The organism is Burkholderia sp. Bp8998 (genome assembly GCF_003854235.1).
Lineage (GTDB): Bacteria > Pseudomonadota > Gammaproteobacteria > Burkholderiales > Burkholderiaceae > Burkholderia.
In genome coordinates this window covers 1-18,511 of the sequence record NZ_QTQF01000036.1, presented here as the reverse complement: position 1 = coordinate 18,511, position 18,511 = coordinate 1, and the positions used below count along the sequence as shown (strand labels likewise).

The 18,511-nt window shown below is 67.6% G+C and carries 16 protein-coding genes; 4 read left to right on the top strand and 12 right to left on the bottom strand.

The features are described 5' to 3' along the window. Nucleotides 1–90 precede the first annotated feature (90 nt). The 5 genes from DIE06_RS28785 to aceK all read right to left on the bottom strand — a co-directional run bounded on the left by DIE06_RS28785 (nucleotide 91) and on the right by aceK (nucleotide 5,501). Nucleotides 91–1,350, bottom strand: coding sequence for a dienelactone hydrolase family protein (locus DIE06_RS28785; RefSeq protein WP_124664316.1), 1,260 nt, complete (start codon nucleotides 1,348–1,350; stop codon nucleotides 91–93). Between the two features lie 107 nt (nucleotides 1,351–1,457). After that, entirely contained in the window at nucleotides 1,458–1,895 is a 438-nt protein-coding gene (locus DIE06_RS28780; RefSeq protein WP_124664315.1) for a YchJ family protein, read from the bottom strand. Between the two features lie 39 nt (nucleotides 1,896–1,934). After that, entirely contained in the window at nucleotides 1,935–2,612 is a 678-nt protein-coding gene (locus DIE06_RS28775) for an SDR family oxidoreductase (protein WP_124664314.1), read from the bottom strand. A 227-nt stretch (nucleotides 2,613–2,839) separates the two neighbouring features. After that, entirely contained in the window at nucleotides 2,840–3,607 is a 768-nt protein-coding gene (gene can / locus DIE06_RS28770; protein WP_124664313.1) for a carbonate dehydratase, read from the bottom strand. 67 nt (nucleotides 3,608–3,674) lie between these two features. After that, nucleotides 3,675–5,501: a bifunctional isocitrate dehydrogenase kinase/phosphatase gene (aceK, locus tag DIE06_RS28765; protein ID WP_124664312.1), complete on the bottom strand. Its 1,827-nt coding sequence runs from the start codon at nucleotides 5,499–5,501 to the stop codon at nucleotides 3,675–3,677. Nucleotides 5,502–5,842: 341 nt separating this feature from the next. On the opposite strand from aceK, the gene DIE06_RS28755 reads away from it, so the two are divergent. The 3 genes from DIE06_RS28755 (at nucleotide 5,843) to DIE06_RS28745 (ending at nucleotide 9,061) form a co-directional block, all read left to right on the top strand. Continuing rightward, nucleotides 5,843–6,919 carry an MBL fold metallo-hydrolase gene (locus DIE06_RS28755; protein WP_124664311.1) on the top strand — a complete coding sequence of 359 codons (1,077 nt, stop codon included), beginning with the start codon at nucleotides 5,843–5,845 and terminating at the stop codon, nucleotides 6,917–6,919. Nucleotides 6,920–6,992: 73 nt separating this feature from the next. Next, nucleotides 6,993–8,777 carry an SWIM zinc finger domain-containing protein gene (locus DIE06_RS28750; protein WP_124664310.1) on the top strand — a complete coding sequence of 595 codons (1,785 nt, stop codon included), beginning with the start codon at nucleotides 6,993–6,995 and terminating at the stop codon, nucleotides 8,775–8,777. 29 nt (nucleotides 8,778–8,806) lie between these two features. Next, nucleotides 8,807–9,061: a DUF6429 family protein gene (locus DIE06_RS28745; RefSeq protein WP_185733498.1), complete on the top strand. Its 255-nt coding sequence runs from the start codon at nucleotides 8,807–8,809 to the stop codon at nucleotides 9,059–9,061. Nucleotides 9,062–9,068: 7 nt separating this feature from the next. Here DIE06_RS28745 and DIE06_RS28740 read toward each other — a convergent pair whose 3' ends face one another. The 6 genes from DIE06_RS28740 to argS all read right to left on the bottom strand — a co-directional run bounded on the left by DIE06_RS28740 (nucleotide 9,069) and on the right by argS (nucleotide 17,209). Beyond that, nucleotides 9,069–10,709, bottom strand: coding sequence for an ABC-F family ATP-binding cassette domain-containing protein (locus tag DIE06_RS28740; protein ID WP_124664308.1), 1,641 nt, complete (start codon nucleotides 10,707–10,709; stop codon nucleotides 9,069–9,071). A gap of 190 nt (nucleotides 10,710–10,899) precedes the next feature. Further along, nucleotides 10,900–12,495 carry an ABC transporter substrate-binding protein gene (locus tag DIE06_RS28735; RefSeq protein ID WP_124664307.1) on the bottom strand — a complete coding sequence of 532 codons (1,596 nt, stop codon included), beginning with the start codon at nucleotides 12,493–12,495 and terminating at the stop codon, nucleotides 10,900–10,902. Nucleotides 12,496–12,939: 444 nt separating this feature from the next. Further along, the gene (locus DIE06_RS28730; RefSeq protein WP_124664306.1) at nucleotides 12,940–13,713 is read right to left on the bottom strand and encodes an SDR family oxidoreductase; all 774 of its coding nucleotides are present in this window, start codon (nucleotides 13,711–13,713) and stop codon (nucleotides 12,940–12,942) included. Nucleotides 13,714–13,732: 19 nt separating this feature from the next. Next, nucleotides 13,733–14,374 carry a thiol:disulfide interchange protein DsbA/DsbL gene (locus tag DIE06_RS28725; RefSeq protein WP_124664305.1) on the bottom strand — a complete coding sequence of 214 codons (642 nt, stop codon included), beginning with the start codon at nucleotides 14,372–14,374 and terminating at the stop codon, nucleotides 13,733–13,735. Nucleotides 14,375–14,443: 69 nt separating this feature from the next. Next, nucleotides 14,444–15,343 carry an SPOR domain-containing protein gene (locus tag DIE06_RS28720; RefSeq protein WP_124664304.1) on the bottom strand — a complete coding sequence of 300 codons (900 nt, stop codon included), beginning with the start codon at nucleotides 15,341–15,343 and terminating at the stop codon, nucleotides 14,444–14,446. 84 nt (nucleotides 15,344–15,427) lie between these two features. Then, on the bottom strand, nucleotides 15,428–17,209 hold the full coding sequence (gene argS, locus DIE06_RS28715; protein WP_124664303.1) for an arginine--tRNA ligase: 1,782 nt from the start codon (nucleotides 17,207–17,209) through the stop codon (nucleotides 15,428–15,430). A 200-nt stretch (nucleotides 17,210–17,409) separates the two neighbouring features. On the opposite strand from argS, the gene DIE06_RS28710 reads away from it, so the two are divergent. After that, complete coding sequence (locus DIE06_RS28710) at nucleotides 17,410–17,733, top strand: DUF1840 domain-containing protein (protein WP_006489103.1); 324 nt, start codon at nucleotides 17,410–17,412, stop codon at nucleotides 17,731–17,733. 122 nt (nucleotides 17,734–17,855) lie between these two features. Here the strand turns inward: DIE06_RS28710 and DIE06_RS28705 are convergent. Then, nucleotides 17,856–18,511 (bottom strand): vitamin B12 dependent-methionine synthase activation domain-containing protein (locus DIE06_RS28705; RefSeq protein ID WP_311767646.1); only part of this gene is annotated, 656 nt, incomplete at its 5' end.

The following is an 18,511-nucleotide window of genomic DNA, read 5'->3' as shown; positions in this document are numbered from 1 at the left end:
CGCTGCGGACCGCGCGAGCGTTCACGAAACCGGAGGAGGGGAAAGGGACGCGGGAAGAACGCGCCCCTGACGTGCGTCGCGACCCGCGCGTCAGCGCGAAGCCAGCGCGCGCGTGTCGGCGTCGCCGTTGCCGGCCGTCTGCGTCGCGTTCGCATTCCACACGACGCGATCGTTGACCGCATACAGCCGGCATGCGCCCGCACCCTGCTTCGCGCAGTTGTCGAGCGCGAGCGCCATCGGATCGTCGCCGCCTTCGGCCCACGACCACGCGCCTTCGGCGGACACCGCGAATGCGCGGCTCGGATGCTGGCTCAGGAAGCGGCGATAGCCTTCGCGGCCGGCTTCGTCGAGGAACGGCACCGCCTCGACCGCATCGATCGATGCATAGCCGGTCGCATTCGGTTCGTGCGGGTTGGCGACCGCATAGCGCACCGAGGTCGGCAGGTTCAGTTCCGCGAGGAACGCATGCACGGCCGGCCACCACACGGGCACGCCGTCGCGATCGACGATCAGCCGGTGCGCGTCGTCCTTGTAGCGGCCGAAATCGATGAATTGCGCCTGCGTGCCGTGCGACACGTACGCGTCGTGCATCTGCGCGACGAGCGCGGGCGTCCACACGGAATCGTTGTCGCCATACAGCCACAGCGATCGCACGGCCGTATGCGCGCCGTACTGGTCGAACGCATCGACGAGATTGCGCTGCCAGCCGTCGCAGAGGTCCTGGCGCAGCCCGCCGGAGAAGTTGATGATGCCGCGCACGCCGGGCGCCGCTTCGGTGCCGTACGCAACCGACACGAGGCCGCCGTGCGACGTGCCCGCGACGACGACGCGCGACGCATCGATGTACGACTGACGCGACATGTAGCGGACCGTCGCGTCGACGTCGGCGGCCTGCGTGAGGCCGTTCTTGCCGACGTTGCAGCCTTCCTGCTGGTACGTGCCGCCCGACCCGGCGAAGCCCTGGCGGTTCGGCGCGATCACCGCATAGCCGCGGCGCACGAATTCACGCGCGAACGCGAGCGGCCGGCTGCGCGGCTGCTGATGGAGATCGCCGGTGTTCTTGCCGTGGTTGAAGACGACGAGCGGGAACGGGCCAGGGCCGTTCGGCTTGAACAGCGTGGCCTCGAGCATCACGGCGCCCGGCGCATCGGCCGGAATGCTGATGATTTGTTCGTTGAGGTTCGCGGCGACCTGCGGGAGGCCCGAATCGCCGTAATCGAAGCGCTCGGCATGGGCGAGCGAGCCGCTGGCCGTGGCCGAGCCGGCATTCGCGCTCGGCGGCGTACCGGCCTGAGCGGCCGACAGCGCGCAGGCCGCCATCCATCCCACCAATACCTTGCTGAACGCCATTCGTAAGCCCTGCCATGCAACATGACCAATCTGACGGCCATCGTAGCCCGACAAATTCAGGTTGTGCAATGCGGGAATTACCCGGCGTCTGACACAGCAACTATTTGTCAGCGTTCACTTACTTCGCCGTCGACATAGCGCCAGAAACCCTGCTCGTCGCGTGTGAAACGACTCGTCTCGTGGAGCCGGTATGCGCGCCCGCCGACCTTGTAGCGGGCCACGAATTCGACCTCCGCGTGCCGTTCGTCGAGCGGCGCATGGCGTTTGACCGCGAGGCCGAGCCAGCGCGGCGCGTCGGGCGCATTCGGGTCCGCATCGAGATCGGCCGGGCAGGTGCGCGCGTCCCAGGTCGCGCGCAGGTAGTCGGTCGCGCCGAGCACGTACGCGCTGTACCGTGAACGCATCAATTCGAGCGCGGTCGGTGCGGCTTCGCCGCCGTCGATGAAGCGGCCGCAGCAGGCCGCATAGCGTGGCGCCGGGGCTTTGCCGGCAGGTGCGGGGGCCGCGCCGCCGCACGGGCACGCGTCAGGTCGGTTCAAAATCATGCGAATCGTGAATTAACGACGCCGGGTTGTGATGCCGGCTCACCAACTGAGCTCGACGCCGTCGTACTGGAAGAAACGGCCGTTGGCCTGCGACACGTCCGCGCCGGCTTCGGCGATCACGCGACGCATGCCGGTCACGCTGGTTTCCGGGTCGATCGCGGCCTGCGCGCCGCCCATGTCGGTGCGCACCCAGCCGGGATGGAGCGAGATGCACGCGGCGTGGCGCGTCTGCAGGGACGCGATGCGCAGCACGTCGTTCAGCGCGGCCTTGCTCGCGCGGTACAGCCAGCCGGTCGTGCCGGTGGCTTCCGCGATGCTGCCCATCCGGCTCGACACGACCGCCAGCACGCCGCGCGCGTCCTCGACGAGCGGCAGCAGGATCGGCAACAGCTGCATCGGCCCGCGCACGTTCGTATGCATCACCGCGTCGAAATCCGCGGCGTCGATCGTTTCGACCCCTTCGGTGCGCGGTCCGTACACGCCCGACACGAGCACCGCGGCGTCGAGCCGTTCGCCGTCGAGCTTCCAGCCGAGCGCCGCGATCTGTTCGGGCTGCGCGATGTCGAGCGCATGTGCGTGCGCGCCGAGTTCGCGCAGCGCGGCGAGCGACGCGTCGTCGCGCGCGGTCGCGATCACGTTCCAGCCGTCGCGCCGGTATTGCCGGACGAATTCGCGCCCCAGGCCGCGCGATGCGCCGACGATCAGTACGGTTTTCATGTTCGCCGCTCCTTTGCGTTGCACCGCCTTCGCGGCAGTGTCGGTGTCAGATCAGTTCGACGGCCGTCGCGGCCGCGTCACCGCCGTTGCTCCGGCTGCCGCGTGCGCGCGGCGCGCCCGTCGGGTGACGGGATGCCGGCGGAGCGGCCCGGCTCATGATGCGCGTTCAGCCGGATGAAGCGCGGCGGGGTGCTTGCGTGCCGCGCTCGCATGGGCGTGTGCGTCGGTTACTTCGCGTCGCCGCACGGCTTCAGCGTGTCGGCGATCGCCTGCGCGACGCCGTCGAGCCGCGCGGCATCCGCCGCGACCATGTCGTTGTCGGGCGCGTGCTGGCCGCGCGCGGTGAGCGCCGCGACGCAGCGCTTGTAGGTTGCATCCAGCGCGTCGAAGCGCGACACGGCCATCCCGAGGTTGCGCATCCGCCCGTCGTGCACGCCATACACGAGCCCGTGCACGGTGAGCGACTGGCCGCGCGCCCACGCGTCGTTGACGATCGTCGTGCGGCACACGTTGACGACCTGCTCGATCGAGTTCAGCTCGATCAGGCGGCGATAGCGCGCTTCGCCGACCGGCCATTCGTCGAGCAGCGCCGCATGGCGTTCGCGCACGTCCTGCACGTGGTGCAGCCAGTTGTCGGCGAGGCCGACGCGGCGGTTGTGCAGCGCCGCGTTCACGCCAGAGCAGCCGTAGTGGCCGACAACCATGATGTGCTTCACGCGCAGGATGTCGACCGCGAACTGGATCACCGACAGGCAGTTCAGGTCGCTGTGGACGACGACGTTCGCGATGTTACGGTGCACGAACACTTCGCCCGGCGGCAGGCCGATGATCTGGTTCGCGGGCACGCGCGAATCCGAGCAGCCGATCCACAGATATTCCGGCGCCTGCTGGTCGGCGAGACGCGCGAAGAAATCCGGATCGTCGGCGAGCTGGCGCTTGACCCAGGCGTCGTTGTTGTCGAACAGGTGTGAAAGCGGATTGTCTTGGGTATTCATCGGTGTGGATTCCGTTGGCGGAAAGCGGGTCGATAACGGGTTCGATTCGATCGGATTCGGTCGTGCGTCAGGCGGCGCGCTGCGCGTCGCCCGCGCCGTTGCCGTCGCCGGCGTCCGGCGTCGCGTCGAAGCGCGCCGGGTAGCGCACGCTGAAGCGCAGCGACACGTCGTACGGGTAAAAATCGGGCAATTCGCCCTGCAGCAGCTTGTCCTTGCTGGCCTGCCACAGCGCGGGCTCGAAAAAGTCCGCGTGATGCTTCATGAAGACCGTCCGCACGCGGGGGTCGCCGAGCAGGAACGGTCCGTAGGTTTCCGGAAAGATGTCGTGCGGGCCGACGGTATACCACGGTTCGCCCGACAGTTCGTCTTCCTCGTTGCGTGGCGGCGGCACGCGCCGCACGTTGCAGTCGGTCAGGTACTCGATCTCGTCGTAGTCGTAGAACACGACGCGGCCGTGGCGCGTGACGCCGAAGTTCTTGTACAGCATGTCGCCCGGGAAGATGTTGGCCTTCATCAATTCCTTCACCGCGTTGCCGTACTCCTTCACGCCATGCTCGACGTCCGCGTCGGTGCCGTTCTGCAGGTACAGGTTGAGCGGCGTCATCCGGCGCTCGATGTACAGGTGCTTGATCACGAGGTTGCCGTCCTCGTATTCGAGCAGCGACGGCACTTCCTTCTCCAGCTCGCGCACGAGCGCATGGTCGAGCCGCGACAGCGGCAGCGCGACGCTCGAATACTCGAGCGTGTCGGCCATCCGCCCGAGACGATCGTGGCGCTTCACGAGCTGGTACTTCTCCATGATCTGCGCGCGTGTCGTTTCCTTCGGCGGCGGGAACTGATCCTTGATGATCTTGAACACGTACGGGAACGACGGCAGCGTGAACACGAGCATCACGAGGCCCTTGATCCCGGGCGCGATGATGAAGCGGTCGCTCGAATGCGACAGATGGTGCAGCAGGTCGCGGTAGAACAGGTTCTTGCCCTGCTTCTGCAGGCCGACCGACGTGTAGATCTCCGCCTTCGGCTTGCCCGGCATGATCGTGCAGAGAAAGTCCACGTACGCGGACGGCACGCCCATGTCGACGAGGAAATACGAGTGCGAGAAGCTGAAGATGATCTGCAGCAGGTCGCGGCGCAGCAGCACGGTGTCGAGCGCGAGCAGGCCCGGGCGCACGTGGCGGATCGGCACCGCGAACGGCAGCACGCGATCGGCGTTGATGATGCGGCCGACGATGTACGCGCTCTTGTTGCGGAAGAACAGCGACGACAGCACGTGGATCTGGAAATTCGGCGCCGCGTCGAACTGGCCGAATTCGTCGAAGATCGCCTGCATCACGCAGCCGATGTCGCGCGTGAGGTCCTCGAACGGCGGCTCGAGCTGGAAGTTCGTGACGATGCGCTCGAGCGTGGCCGCGAGCCCGTCGGTGCCCGGGTAGTACGCGCGATAGGTCGGCTTCGCGGCCGGCTCGTCGTTCTCGAGGTATTCGGTCGAGATCGCGGGCCGCACGAAGATGAAATCGTTGCTGAAATACGAGCGGTGCAGGATCTTGCAGCACACCGAATTGAAGAACGTTTCCGCGCACTCGGGCTGGCGGTGCGACGTGAGCAGCCCGATGTAGTGCAGCTTGATCTGCTGCCACACTTCGTCGTCGATGTTTTCCGCGTCGTATTCGTCTTCCAGCACCTCGACGCATTCCTGAACGCGATCGTCGTACGACGTGATCCGCTCGCGCGCCAGCCGCTGCAGGCCGTGCCAGTCGGCGCGCTCGTACAGCGTCTTCGCCTCGACGGCCGCTTCCCGGAAGATCCGGTAGTGGCGGTCGAAGTATTCGAGCATCGTCTGCGCGACGTCGAAACCGATCTGCGACGACAGCAGTTTGGGGAAGTGATTCATCGCGTGCAGGCTCGTTCGAGAGGGACTGTAAGCACTCGCCATTTTAGCGCCCAAGTCGGCGTTTCAATGACTTTCGGGGTCCGGCGCCAAGCGCCGTCAATGCGCGGGTTGTTCGCCGTTGCACACCGTTCCGTGCATCTTCGCGTAAAGATACGGGTACGGAACCGATTCTGGCACGAACTTTTTTTGACCGGCCGGCGGCCGCCGGGCACGCGTTTCGCGCGACGGCGATAGAATCGACGCGATGCCCGCCGCGGCCTGCCGCCCGCGCGCGCTTGCACTCGCATTCGTACCCGCATTCGCACCCGCATTCTTCCCGATAACGACGAGACACCCCACCGATGAACGCACTGGAACACCAACTCGACTATCCCTTCGCCGACACGCTGCCCGCCGCGGGCGACACGTTCGAGGTCGCGCCCGGCGTGCGCTGGCTGCGCATGCCGCTGCCGTTTTCGCTCGATCACATCAATCTCTGGCTGCTGCGCGACGAGATCGACGGACAGGCCGGCTGGACGATCGTCGACTGCGGGATCTCGTCGGACGCGATCCGTACGCACTGGGAACAGATCTTCGATACGCATCTCGACGGGTTGCCGGTGCTGCGCGTGCTCGTCACGCACTGCCACCCCGATCACTTCGGCCTTGCGAACTGGCTGTGCGAAGGCGGCGACCAGGGCCGCTGGAACGTGCGGCTGTGGATGACGCTCGGCGAGTACATGTTCGGCTGCCTGATGGCGGCAGGCAACGGTTCGAACGCCGGCGGCGCGGCCGCGGCCGATCACTTCGCGCGCCACGGGCTGACCGATCCGGCCGCGCTCGACAAGCTGCGCAACCGCCGCAGCTACTACTCGGATCTGGTGCCGGCCGTGCCGCCGCGCTACCGGCGCCTGCGCGAAGGCGACGCGGTGACGATCGGCGCGCGCACCTGGCGCGTCGTCACCGGCTACGGCCATTCGCCTGAACATTGCGCGCTCCACAGCGAAGCGGACGGCGTGCTGATTTCCGGCGACATGGTGCTGCCGCGCATCTCGACCAACGTGTCCGTGTTCGATCTCGAACCGGAGGCGAACCCGCTCGCGCTGTACCTGGAATCGCTCGGCCGCTACGAGACGATGGCGCCCGACACGCTCGTGCTGCCGTCGCACGGCAAGCCGTTCCGCGGCGTGCGCACGCGCATCGCGCAACTGCGCGCGCACCACGACGCGCGGCTCGACGAAGTGCGCGTCGCCTGCGCGGAGAAGCCGGCGAGCGCGGCCGACATCGTGCCGATCATGTTCCGCCGCCGCGAGCTCGACATCCACCAGATGACGTTCGCGCTCGGCGAGGCGATCGCCCATCTGAACCTGCTGTGGCTCGCGGGCGAACTCGTGCGCGAGCAGGGCGACGACGGCGTGATTCGCTACGCGCGCGCGTGATCGTGCCCATCGCGGTGGGCGCGCCGCACCGTCGCCGTCGCTTCCGTTTCAATCGCCATACGCTCCACGATCCATGCCACGCAACGTCAGCTTCGCCGACCTCATCACGCTTGCGGCCGTCCGCACACTGGCCGACCCAAAATCCTTCGAGCGCGGTCGCACGTATTATCGCGACGGCGCGGTTTCGCGGCTGACCGAGCGTGACCGCGAACTGTCGGCGACCGTGCGAGGCACGTATCGCTATCACGTCGAATTCGCAATCGGCAGCGACGACACGCTGCACTATGCATGCAATTGCCCGGTCGGCGACGATGGCGCGTTCTGCAAGCATGCGGTGGCGGTCGCGCTGTCGTGGCTGGAGAACAGCGGCGAGGAGGTTTTTCACGACGAAGAAAACGAGCCGGTGCGGTCGCGGCGCAAGCGCAAGACGCACGCGGAGCTGATTCGCGACCATCTGGAGACGCTCGACGAACACGCGTTGCGCCGCTGGCTGCTGGACGCAGCCGAGCGCGACCGATCGTTGCGCGACAGGCTGCTGTTCGATGCACGCGCGGCGCGGGCCGACGACATCACGAACCTGCGCGCCGCCGTCCGGCAAATGGCCCGCGTGTCGCGGCCGCTCGGCTGGGACGAAGCGCACGTGTTCGGAGAACAGCTGTTCGAGCTTGCCGACACGCTGCGGCGGCGGCTGGCCGGTCCCCACGCCGCGCAGGTCGTCGAACTGGCCGAACTCGCGATTGCCGACGCCGAAGCGAGTCTCGAGCAGATCGACGACTCGGACGGTAGCGTTGCACCCGGAATCGGTGAATTGGCCGCTCTGCATCTCGATGCATGCATCCAGACACGGCCGGATCCGGTGAAGCTGGCGGACCGACTGTTTCGCCTGCAAGCCGCCGGCCAGTGGGACACGTTCCGCGATGTCCTGCCGGCCTACGCGGAGGTGCTGGGCGACGCGGGATTGGGCCGCTATCGGGAGCGCGTCGAGGAAAGTTGGGCCGTGCTGCCCGCGCGACCACTGAACGAGCGCGACAAGTACGCGCATGATGTGCTGCGTCACAATCTCGAGCATGCGATGGAGGCGCTCGCGAAACACGACGGCGACGTCGACGCGCTGATTCGCATCTGGTCGAAGGATCTGTCGGCATCGTACCGGTACGCGCAGATCGCGGAACTGTGCGCGGAGCATGGGCGCTTCGACGAAGGTTTGGCGTGGGCCGAGCGCGGGATGCGTGACATGAGCGATCGGCACGACAACCGTCTGTTGGGCTTCTGTATCGACGAGCATGTGCGCCGGCGCGATTACGATCGGGCGGACGAACTTGCGTGGCGGCGCTTTGCATACCATCCGACGGCGGAAGCATTCCGTGCGTTGATGAAGGTCGCGAAGGCGACGAAGCGAGACGATGCCGTCAGAGAGCGGGCGATCGGGCATCTGCTGGCTCTTGCGCGCAAGCGGGAAGCGCCGGCGCAGCCTGGCGCGGCTGCTCGGCGTTGGGAACCGTCGCCGCGCACGGAGCTCGTGAAGCTGCTGCTCGCGGAGAAGAACGACGCCGCAGCGTGGGATGCGTTTCTCGGCGGACCGATCGAGGCGGGCGTCTGGCCCACGCTGGCGGCGGCGCGCGCGAAGACGCATCCGGAGGACGCGATCGCGCTCTATCGCCGGTATCTGCCGTTCGCGCTCGACCACGGCGCGGGCAACGCGCGGTACGATGAGGCATTCAACGTCGTGCGTGATATTCGCGCGCTTCGAGCCGCGCATCGTCAGCACGCGGCATTCGACGTGGAACTCGAAGAGATTCGCAAGACATACCGCGCGAAGCGCAACTTCATCAAGCTGCTCGCGAAGCTGGACGCGTAGCCCGGCCGCTGCGACGGGAGGAGATGGAAATGGATATCGATCTACCGGCCGTCGACGACGCCGTGCTCGCGCTCCTTTATCTGACGTTGCACGACGGAAATCGCGCGTGGAAGAGTTTCGATTGGGATACGCTGAATCGACTGCATGAGCGCGGGTTGATCGGCAATCCGATCAACAAGGCGAAAGCAGTCATCCTGACCGATGAAGGCTTGCGGGAATCCGAGCGACTCTTCACGCGGCTGTTCGTCGATTCGGGCGGCACGCGGACGAGCGAGCGACCGTGACCTTCACTCACGCGATGGGTTCGTAACGCCACCCGTCGCGCTGCCATTGCATCGTGTGGGTCGGTGCGAGCGCCGCGAGAAACGCGGCGTCGTGCGACGCGACCACGATCGCGCCGGGGAAGCCGGCCAGCGCGGCTTCGATCGCGCGCACCGATTCGAGATCGAGGTGATTGGTCGGCTCGTCGAGCAGCAGCAGCTGCGCGGGCGTGCCGCGCCACAACGCACATGCGAGCGCGGCCTTCAGCCGCTCGCCGCCGCTCAGGCGGCGCACCGGCTGCGTCGCGCGCGCAGCATCGAGCTGCAGCAGCGCGAGCCGGCTGCGCAGTTCACCTTCGGCAAGTGGCGTACCGAGGAATCCCAACTGCTCGACGATCGAACGATCGGGGTCGAGCAGCGCGAGGCGCTGGTCGAGATAGGCGGCGCTCACGTGCGTCGTGCACGCACCGGCGCGCGGCGCGAGTTCGCCGGCGAGCATGCGCAGCAGCGTCGATTTTCCGCAGCCGTTCGGGCCCGTCAGCGCGATCCGCACGGGGCCGCTGGCCGACCACGTGATTGCGTCCGTGCGCCCGGCGGCATGCCACGGCATTTGCGCGTGCTCGAGCGTGAACAGCTGGCGGCGCGCGCTGACCTCGGTGCCCGGCAGCGACACGAGCACCGGCGCGTCGGTTTCGACGCGTGCGGCCGCTTCCTGCACCCGAGCGTCGAGCGTTGCGTTGGATTCACTCTGGTGACGGCGGACCGTCCCCATGATGCCGCGCGCGGCCCCCTTGCGGCTCTGGCGTGCCATCGACGACAGGTTGGCCGTCTTCGCATCGCGCAGCGAGCCGGCCGCATGGCGCTGGATCGTGTCGTGTTCCTGTTCGAGCCGACGCCGCACGCGTCCGCGCTCGGTGCGCGCATGCTCGAGCGCGGCCTGCGCGGCATCGTGCTCGGCATCGCGCTGCGCGCGGTACAGCGCGTAGTTGCCGCCATACGCGCGCACGCCGTGCGGCGTCAGTTCGACGATGCGCTGCACGTGCGCGAGCAACGCGCGGTCATGGCTGACGACGACCACGCCGCCGCGCCAGCCGTCGAGCGCCGCGCGCAGCCACGCCCGGCCCGGCGCATCGAGGTGGTTGGTCGGTTCGTCGAGCACCAGCAGCCCGGCCTCCGACAGCAACGCGCCGATCAGCGCGACGCGCGCGAGCTGGCCACCGCTCAGCGCGTGCGCCGGCGTGTCGGCGCGCACGTCGTGCAGGCCGGCTGCGTCGAGCGCCGCGCGCAGCCGCTCGGCGAGATCCCAGCGATCGCCGATCAGGTCGAAGTCGTGCGCGTGCGCGCAGCCGTCCGCGAGGCGCGCCAGGGCCGCGAGCGGCGTATCGAGCGCGGCGATTTCCGCGACGGTGCGCGTGCCGGCCGGCGCGTCGTCGTGCTGCTGCGCGACGTAGACGACCGGCGTGTGCCGGTCGATCGTGCCCGCGCTCGGCGCGCGCCGGCCCGCGATCAGTTGCGCGAGCAGGCTCTTGCCGGCGCCGTTGCGGCCGACGATGCCCGTCGGCGTGCGATCGATGGACAGGTCGAGCGAATCGAACAGCGTGACGCCGTCGTCGAAGCGGAAGGAAACGTGATGAAGCGCGACGAGCGCGCCGGTCGGCGAGGCAGCAGCCATAAGCACCTCCGAAAATGTGTGAAACCCTTCGCGCGGCGTGCGTGGCACGGCGGCGAAAACATTTTTGGGAAGGCTTAGTTGTTCACTTCGGCTGGCGTCCGGTATGAGGAATGAGCGCGCAGTGTAGCAAGCGCGGCGCGCGGGCCGCAAGCGACGGGCCGGTGCGCCGTCGCTTGCCCGCCACGCGCGATTACTGCACGGCGACCGCCGCGAAGTTCTGGCGGCCGAACGGGCTGACGCGATAGCCGCTCACGTTCGCGCGCGTGAGCGCGGCCGCGGTCGGGTAGCCGAGCGGAATCCACAGCGCCTGGTCGTGGATGATCTTCTGCGCCGATTCGTACAGCTTCGTGCGCTTGCCCTGGTCGGCGGTCGACTTGCCGTCGGTGATCAGCTTGTCGAGCTGTGCGTCGCAGAAGCGTGCGAAGTTGATGCCCGACTTCACCGCGTTGCAGCTGAACAGCGGCGACAGGTAGTTGTCCGGATCGCCGTTGTCGCCGGCCCAGCCCATGAACAGCATGTCATGCTGGCCGAGCTTTGCCTGCTTGATCAGTTCGCCCCATTCGATCACCTTCACCTCGGCCTTCACGCCGATCTTCGCGAGGTCGGCCTGCAGCAGTTCCGCGCCGGCCTTCGGGTTCGGGTTCAGCACGCTGCCCGTCGGGCGCGTCCAGATCGTCGTCGAGAAGCCGTTCGGGAACCCGGCCGACGCGAGCAGCTGCTTCGCCTTCGCGGGATCGTACGCATACGGCGCGACGTCCTTCGCGTAGCTCCACGTGTTCGGCGGATACGGGTTGTTCGCGGCCGTCGCCGTGTTGTCGAACACGACCTTCAGGTAGGTCGCGCGATCGAACGCGAGGTTCAGCGCCTCGCGCACCTTGTCGTTGTCGAGCGGCTTCTTCTGCGTGTTCAGCGCGACGAACGCGGTCATGAACGCGGGCGTCTGCACGACCTTCAGCGCGCTTTCGCCCTTCGCGGCGAGCACGTCCTGCGGCTTCGGCGACAGCGCGATCTGGCATTCGCCGGCCTTCACCTTCTGCATGCGCACCGATGCGTCGGGCGTGATCGCGTAGATCAGCCGGTCGACCTTCGGCTTCGCGCCCCAGTAGGTCGGGTTCACGTCGTAGCGGATCAGCGCGTCCTTCGTGTAGCTTTTCAGCACGAACGGGCCGGTGCCGATCGGCTTCGCGTTCAGGTCGGCCTGCTTGCCGGCCTTCAGCAGCTGGTCCGCGTATTCGGCCGAGTAGATCGACGCGAAACCCATCGTCAGGATCGGCACGAACGTCGCGTTCGGCTCGTTCAGCACGAACTTCACTGTGTTGTCGTCGACCTTCGTGACCGACTTCACGAGCTTCACGAGGCCCATCGACTGCGCGTGCGGGAAGCCGCTCGCGCCGGCCACCTTGTGCCACGGGTTTGCATCGTCGAGCATTCGCGAGAACGTGAACGCGACGTCGTCCGCGTTCAGCGGGCGGCCCGGCTTGAAGGTGTCGGTGGTCTGGAACGCGACGTTCGGGCGCAGGTGGAACGTGTACGTGAGGCCGTCGGCGCTTGCCTCCCATTTGTCGGCGAGCGCGGGCACGACCTTCTTCGCGGCTTCGTCGTACGACACGAGCGTATTGAAGATCACGTCGGCCGATGCGTTGGTCGTGACGAGCGAGTTGTATTGCACGACGTCGAAGCCGTCCGGGCTCGATTCCGTGCAGACGGTGAGCGGCTTGGCGGCGGCGAGGCCGGGGGCGGCGACGGCGGCGACGACGACGGCCGCGGCGAACAGCTTGACGTGCATGGGTTCTCCCACGTGGCTTGTGATTTTTGCTGGGTATCGGAATGCGGGCGCGGCCCGGTAACAGGCGGGGCCGGCGCGGCTGGCGGATAGCATACCGTCAAAGCGCGCGACGCGTGAAAAAAGGCGCCGGAACGCGGTGAATTGACCGAAAAACGGCTGCGTTCGCGACGGAATGCGTGCTGGAGCGGCACGGCGGCAGGGAGGCGGGATCCGTGCGGCGGCGAACGACGGGCTGCCGCGAAGGCGGCGGGGAACCGGCAAATCAGCGGGATCAGCGGGATCAGCGGGATCGACGGATCGACGGGATCGCGGCATCGTCGGCCGACGCGTGGTACGGCCGGAGGGAGGAGGCCACGCGAGCGGTGTTGGCGGGGACCGCGACGCCGACGCCGCATCGGCCCGGCCCGGCCCGGCGCGAACGGTGCGCCGGACAACCCGATGCCCTCAGTGCGCGCCGGCCTTCGGCTTGCGCGGCGCCTTCTCGAACAGGCGGTCGTAGAGCCAGCGCGGCAGCACGTGCAGCACCTTCGCGACGATGCCCATCTGCCACGGAATCACGCGGAACGCGTGCTGCCGCGCGATCGCGCGCGCGGCGCGGGCCGCGAAGCGGTCGGCGTCCATCAGGAACGGCATCCGGTACGGATTGTGCGCGGTCATCGGCGTGCGGATGTAGCCGGGCGCGATCGTCACGACGCCGACACCGGCCGGGCGCAGCTCGACGCGCAGCGCCTCGAGATACTTGATCGCGGCCGATTTGGACGCGCTGTACGCGCCGGAGCCGGGCAGGCCGCGCACGCCGGCGACGCTCGCGACACCGACCAGCGTGCCGTGGCGCGCGGCCGTCATCGGGCCGACGAACGGCTCGAACGTCGCGACCATCCCGTAGTAGTTGATGTCCATCACGTTGCGGAACGTGGCCAGATCGCCCTGGCCCGTGACCGCACCCTGGCTGATGCCCGCGTTCGCGATCACGACGTCGGGGCAGCCGTGCGCGGCGATGAACGACGCGGCGGCGGTGGCCAGCGCATCGGCGTCGCGCACGTCGGCGGAATGGACGGAGATGGACAGCTTGGGGAAGCGTCGCGCGAACGCATCGAGGGCATCGGTGCGGCGCGCGACGAGCGCGAGCGTGGCGCCCTGGCGAGCGTATTCCTCGGCCATCGCGAGGCCGAGGCCGCTCGACGCGCCGGTGATGAAGACCTTCAACGGAGTAGTCATGCCGGCGCGCGGACGGGGATCAGAGCTTCTTGTCCTGAACCTGCTTCACGAGGTAGTCGAGCACTTGAGCGGTGCCCGGGATGCTGTTCGTATAAGCCGGGCCCGTCTTGTACTTGCCCTGGACGACGATCGTCGGCACGCCGTCGATCGCGTAGTTCTTCAGCAGCTCGGCCGACTGCTTCACCTGGCCCTGCACGCTGAACGAGTTGTACGCGTCCATGAACTGCTTCTTGTCGACGCCTTGCGTCGCCAGGAAGTCGGCCTGCGCCTGCGGCGTCAGCAGGTAGTTCTTCTGCTTGTGGATCGCGTTGAAGATTGCCGGCGTGACCTTCTCCGAGATGCCGAGCGCCGACACCGCGTAGAACAGCTTCGAGTGCGGGACGAAATCGTCGCGGAACGCGACCGGCACGCGCTTGAAGTCGATGTTGTTGCCCTGCTTCTTCACCCAGGCCTCGACGGTCGGCTCGAATTCGTAGCAGTGCGGGCAGCCGTACCAGAAGAACTCGATGACCTCGACCTTGCCGGCCGGCGCGGACACCGGCTGCGGCGACTTCATCACCTCGAAGTCCTTGCCGGACACCGGTGCGGCGGGCGAAGCCTGGGCGAAGGCGGCAGCGGCCAGGCCCAGGGACAGAAGGAGCGTGCTAAGCAGTTTTTTCATGTTGTAGACGTCGAATCAGTTGCTCGGGTTACGAAACGTAACGGGTTCTGCGTGGGCGCGGCCGGTTCCTTACTGCTTCGTGAAACGGATCACCGCCGTGTCGACACCTGCATCGGACAGGCGCTGACGGGCCGAGTTCATATCCTCGAATTTCGAGAAGGGGCCGACGCGCACGCGGAAATAGGTCACGCCGCTGACATCGCGCTTCGACACCTTCGACTCGAAGCCCTGGAAGCCCAGGCGCGCGCGCTGCTGCTCGGCGTCGCTTTCCGTCTTGTACGCGCCGACCTGCAGGAAGTAGCCGGTGTTCGCGTCGCTCGCGGTCGGCGGCTTCGCTGCCGCGGCGGACGTCGCGGACGGCGCCGGCTTCGGCGTGTTCGCGGCCAGCTGCTGCTGCTGTTTCTGCGCGGCGGCCTGCTGCGCCTGCTTCTGCGCGGCGAAGCGCGCGAGGTCGTCCTCGCCGCCTTGCTGTTGCTGTTGCTGCGCCTGTTGCGTCTTCTTCGGCGGCGGCGGGTTGTCGGCCGGCTTCGGCGCGACGGCGACGCCGTTGCCCGACGACGTGTTGTTCGACGCGGTGGTGTTGCCCGAGCCGCTGGCGTTGCCGGAGCCGTACGTGTTGCCCGACGGCGGCACTTCGACGATCTGCGGTTCGGGCAGCAGGCCGCCCTGGGTCTGGTTCGCGGCCTGGCCGGGCGCGGTGTTGGGCGGCGCGGGCTGCGCGGCCTGCGGCACCGGCTGGCCGGGCGTCTTGCCCTGCAGCGCGCGGTTCGGGTCGAACTGCTGCGGCTGGCTCGCGCCGTTGTCGGCCGGCGGTGGCGCGACCTTCGACACGAACGGCGACGGCGAACGCGTGATGTAGAGCGCCACCACCACCGCGATCGCGAGGCCGACGATCAGGCCCAGCACGATTCCAAGAAATGTCCCTCCGGCTTGTTTCGATTGCTTCGAAGTTCGGCGTGGTTGTGCCATTGCTTGAGTCACCTGCAAAAAGAATCGTGAAAAGGCCGCGGCGGGCGCTCCTGCCGCGGCCATTCGCTGCCCGGTCCGGGCCGCTTACATCTTGGCGGGCGCGGACACGCCGAGTACCGCCAGACCATTCTCGAGCACCTGCCGGGTCGCGGCGAGGAGCGCGGCGCGCGCGTTGCGCGGCGCTTCGTCGTCGACCAGCACGCGCTCCGCATTGTAGAACGAGTGGAATTCACCAGCGAGATCGCGCAGGTAGAACGCGACCGCGTGCGGCGCCAGTTCGTTCGCCGCATGCGTGAGCATGTCCGGATACTCGGCGAGCTTCTGCATCAGCGACACGGCTTGCGGGCTCGTCAGCTGCGACAGGTCGGCGCCCGGCAGCTGCGCGGCCTCGACGTTGTAGCGCGACTTCAGTTCGTTGAGCACCGAGCAGATCCGCGCATGCGCGTACTGGACGTAATAGACCGGGTTCTCGTCGTTCTGTTTCAGCGCGAGGTCGATGTCGAACACGAATTCGGTGTCGGCCTTGCGGGAGATCAGGAAGAAACGCACCGCGTCGCGGCCGCGCGTGATGGTTGCCTCGTCGATCAGGTCGGGTGCGGCTTCCTGGCCCGGCGTTGCGCCGCCCGACCATTCGATCAGGTCGCGCACCGTCACGTAGCTGCCCGCGCGCTTCGACAGCTTCACTTCCTGGCCGTCGCGCATCACGGTGACCATCTTGTGCAACACGTAGTCGGGATAGCCCTTCGGGATGCCGACGTGCAGGCCCTGCAGGCCCGCGCGCACCCGCGCGATCGTGCCGTGGTGGTCGGAGCCCTGGATGTTGATCACCTTCGTGAAGCCGCGCTGCCATTTGGTCACGTGGTACGCGACGTCCGGCACGAAGTACGTGTACGTGCCGTCCGACTTGCGCATCACGCGATCCTTGTCGTCGCCTTCGTCGGTCGTGCGCAGCCACAGTGCGCCGTCCTGCTCGTAGGTCATGCCGGCCTTGATCAGCGCGTCGACCGTCTGCTCGACCCGGCCTTCGCTGTACAGCGACGACTCGAGGTAGTACTGGTCGAATTTCACGCCGAACGCCTGCAGGTCCATGTCCTGCTCGTGACGCAGGTACGCGACCGCGAACTTGCGGATCGCGTCGAGATCCTCGATGTCGCCCGCGCCGGTCACCGGCTCGCCGTCCTTCGCGGCGACCGTCTCGCGGTTCAGGTAGTCGCGCGCGATGTCGGCGATGTATTCGCCGTTGTACGCGGCTTCCGGCCAGCCCGCGTCGCCCGGCTTCAGGCCGCGCGCGCGCGCCTGCGTCGAGATCGCCAGGTTGCCGATCTGCACGCCGGCGTCGTTGTAGTAGAACTCGCGGTGCACCGCGTAGCCCTGGCTCGCGATCACGTTGGCGAGCACGTCGCCGAGCGCCGCCTGGCGGCCGTGGCCGACGTGCAGCGGGCCGGTCGGGTTGGCCGACACGAATTCGAGCAACACTTGCTTGCCTTTTTCGCGATCCGACGTGCCGAACGCGTGGCCCTGGTCGAACACGGCGGCGATCACCGCCTGCTTCGCGGCGGCCGTCAGGCGCAGGTTGATGAAGCCGGGGCCGGCGATCTCGGCCGCGTCGACGAGCCCTTGCGCGGCCGGCTGGGCCGTGAGGGCGGTGACGATCTGTTCGGCGAGCTGGCGCGGGTTCGTGCCGAGCGGCTTGGCGAGCTGCATCGCGACGTTGCACGCGACGTCGCCATGGGCGGCGACCTTCGGGCGCTCCAGCGTGATGGCCGGGGCGACGAACGCCGCGTCGGCGCCTTTCAGCGCGTGTGCGACCTGCGTGACGCTATCCGCGAGCAGGGCTTCGAGGGTCTGTTTGTGAGCTGGCAGCATGCTGGTAGAAGGCTTCGTTGGTGGCGGCCGGAAACGCCGGCCGGCCGGCGCGCTTTTAAGCGCGCGTTTCAGGGATCGCAGAATTTTAACAGGTGCTAATATGCCGCTCAGGCGCCCCGCGTCCGCGAGGCCGGACGCCGGTCTGCCGGCGTCCCCCCAACCACGCCGCGCAGGCACAACAAGATGAAAAGGGAATTGTCATGATTACGTTCAAGAGCAAGGCGGCACAGGATCTCGACGTGCTGAAGGATTTCGCCGTGTACGTGCTGGGCCTCGTCGGCAAGCAGCTGGGCGAGCGCGGCGTCATTACGCACGACGAACTGGACCACGCGATCGCGAAGCTGGAAGGTGCGGTTGCGCAGGCGAAGCAGGAGCGCGCCGAGCACGCCGGCCATTTCCACGAGGACGAAGCCGACCACGCGCACCACGAAGTGCCGCCGAGCCTGGCGCAGCGCGTCGCACCGTTCCTCACGATGCTGCGCGAAGCGAAGGCCGGCCAGGCCGACGTGCACTGGGGCTTCTGAGCTTCGTTGCCCGCCTGACGCAGATCGCAAGGCTGCAAAGGCAAATGAAAAAGCCCGCGCGATGCGGGCTTTTTCATTTTGTCTGACCAAAAGGGCGGCGAGCCGCCCCGGTCGTGCGCGGCTCAGAGCTGCGGCGCGAGCGCGCGGCGCGCGTCGTCGAGCGGCAGCGCCATCCGCCGCGCGTAGTCCTCGAGTTGATCCTGCCCGATTTTCCCGACCGAGAAATACCGGCTGTCCGGATGCGCGAGGTAGAAACCCGACACGCTCGCCGCCGGCAGCATCGCCAGCGAATCGGTCACGCTCATCCCGATTTCCTCCGCCTGCAGCGCGGCGAACATGTCGCGCTTCACGAGGTGGTCGGGGCAGGCCGGGTAGCCGGGCGCCGGGCGGATGCCGGCGTACTTTTCGGCGATCAGCGCCTCGTTGTCGAGCGTCTCGCCGCTCGCGTAGCCCCACAGCTCGCGGCGCACGCGCGCGTGCATCGCTTCGGCGAACGCTTCCGCGAAGCGGTCCGCGAGCGCCTTCAGCATGATTGCGCTGTAGTCGTCGTGATCGGCTTCGAACTGCTTTTCCTTCACGTCGACGCCCAGGCCGGCCGTCACCGCGAACATCCCGATGTAGTCGGCGACGCCCGATTCCTTCGGCGCGATGAAGTCGGCGAGCGAGCGGTTCGGGCGCATCACGCCGTCGACCACCGGACGCACGCTCTGCTGGCGCAGGTTGCGCCACGTGAGCAGCACTTCCGAGCGCGAGTCGTCGGTGTAGATCTCGATGTCGT

Bases quoted from the DNA above. Each gene is read 5' to 3' on its own strand.
- DIE06_RS28785 (WP_124664316.1), bottom strand. From the start codon at position 1,350: ATGGCGTTCAGCAAGGTATTGGTGGGATGGATGGCGGCCTGCGCGCTG.
- DIE06_RS28780 (WP_124664315.1), bottom strand. From the start codon at position 1,895: ATGATTTTGAACCGACCTGACGCGTGCCCGTGCGGCGGCGCGGCCCCC.
- DIE06_RS28775 (WP_124664314.1), bottom strand. From the start codon at position 2,612: ATGAAAACCGTACTGATCGTCGGCGCATCGCGCGGCCTGGGGCGCGAA.
- can (WP_124664313.1), bottom strand. From the start codon at position 3,607: ATGAATACCCAAGACAATCCGCTTTCACACCTGTTCGACAACAACGAC.
- aceK (WP_124664312.1), bottom strand. From the start codon at position 5,501: ATGAATCACTTCCCCAAACTGCTGTCGTCGCAGATCGGTTTCGACGTC.
- DIE06_RS28755 (WP_124664311.1), top strand. From the start codon at position 5,843: ATGAACGCACTGGAACACCAACTCGACTATCCCTTCGCCGACACGCTG.
- DIE06_RS28750 (WP_124664310.1), top strand. From the start codon at position 6,993: ATGCCACGCAACGTCAGCTTCGCCGACCTCATCACGCTTGCGGCCGTC.
- DIE06_RS28745 (WP_185733498.1), top strand. From the start codon at position 8,807: ATGGATATCGATCTACCGGCCGTCGACGACGCCGTGCTCGCGCTCCTT.
- DIE06_RS28740 (WP_124664308.1), bottom strand. From the start codon at position 10,709: ATGGCTGCTGCCTCGCCGACCGGCGCGCTCGTCGCGCTTCATCACGTT.
- DIE06_RS28735 (WP_124664307.1), bottom strand. From the start codon at position 12,495: ATGCACGTCAAGCTGTTCGCCGCGGCCGTCGTCGTCGCCGCCGTCGCC.
- DIE06_RS28730 (WP_124664306.1), bottom strand. From the start codon at position 13,713: ATGACTACTCCGTTGAAGGTCTTCATCACCGGCGCGTCGAGCGGCCTC.
- DIE06_RS28725 (WP_124664305.1), bottom strand. From the start codon at position 14,374: ATGAAAAAACTGCTTAGCACGCTCCTTCTGTCCCTGGGCCTGGCCGCT.
- DIE06_RS28720 (WP_124664304.1), bottom strand. From the start codon at position 15,343: ATGGCACAACCACGCCGAACTTCGAAGCAATCGAAACAAGCCGGAGGG.
- argS (WP_124664303.1), bottom strand. From the start codon at position 17,209: ATGCTGCCAGCTCACAAACAGACCCTCGAAGCCCTGCTCGCGGATAGC.
- DIE06_RS28710 (WP_006489103.1), top strand. From the start codon at position 17,410: ATGATTACGTTCAAGAGCAAGGCGGCACAGGATCTCGACGTGCTGAAG.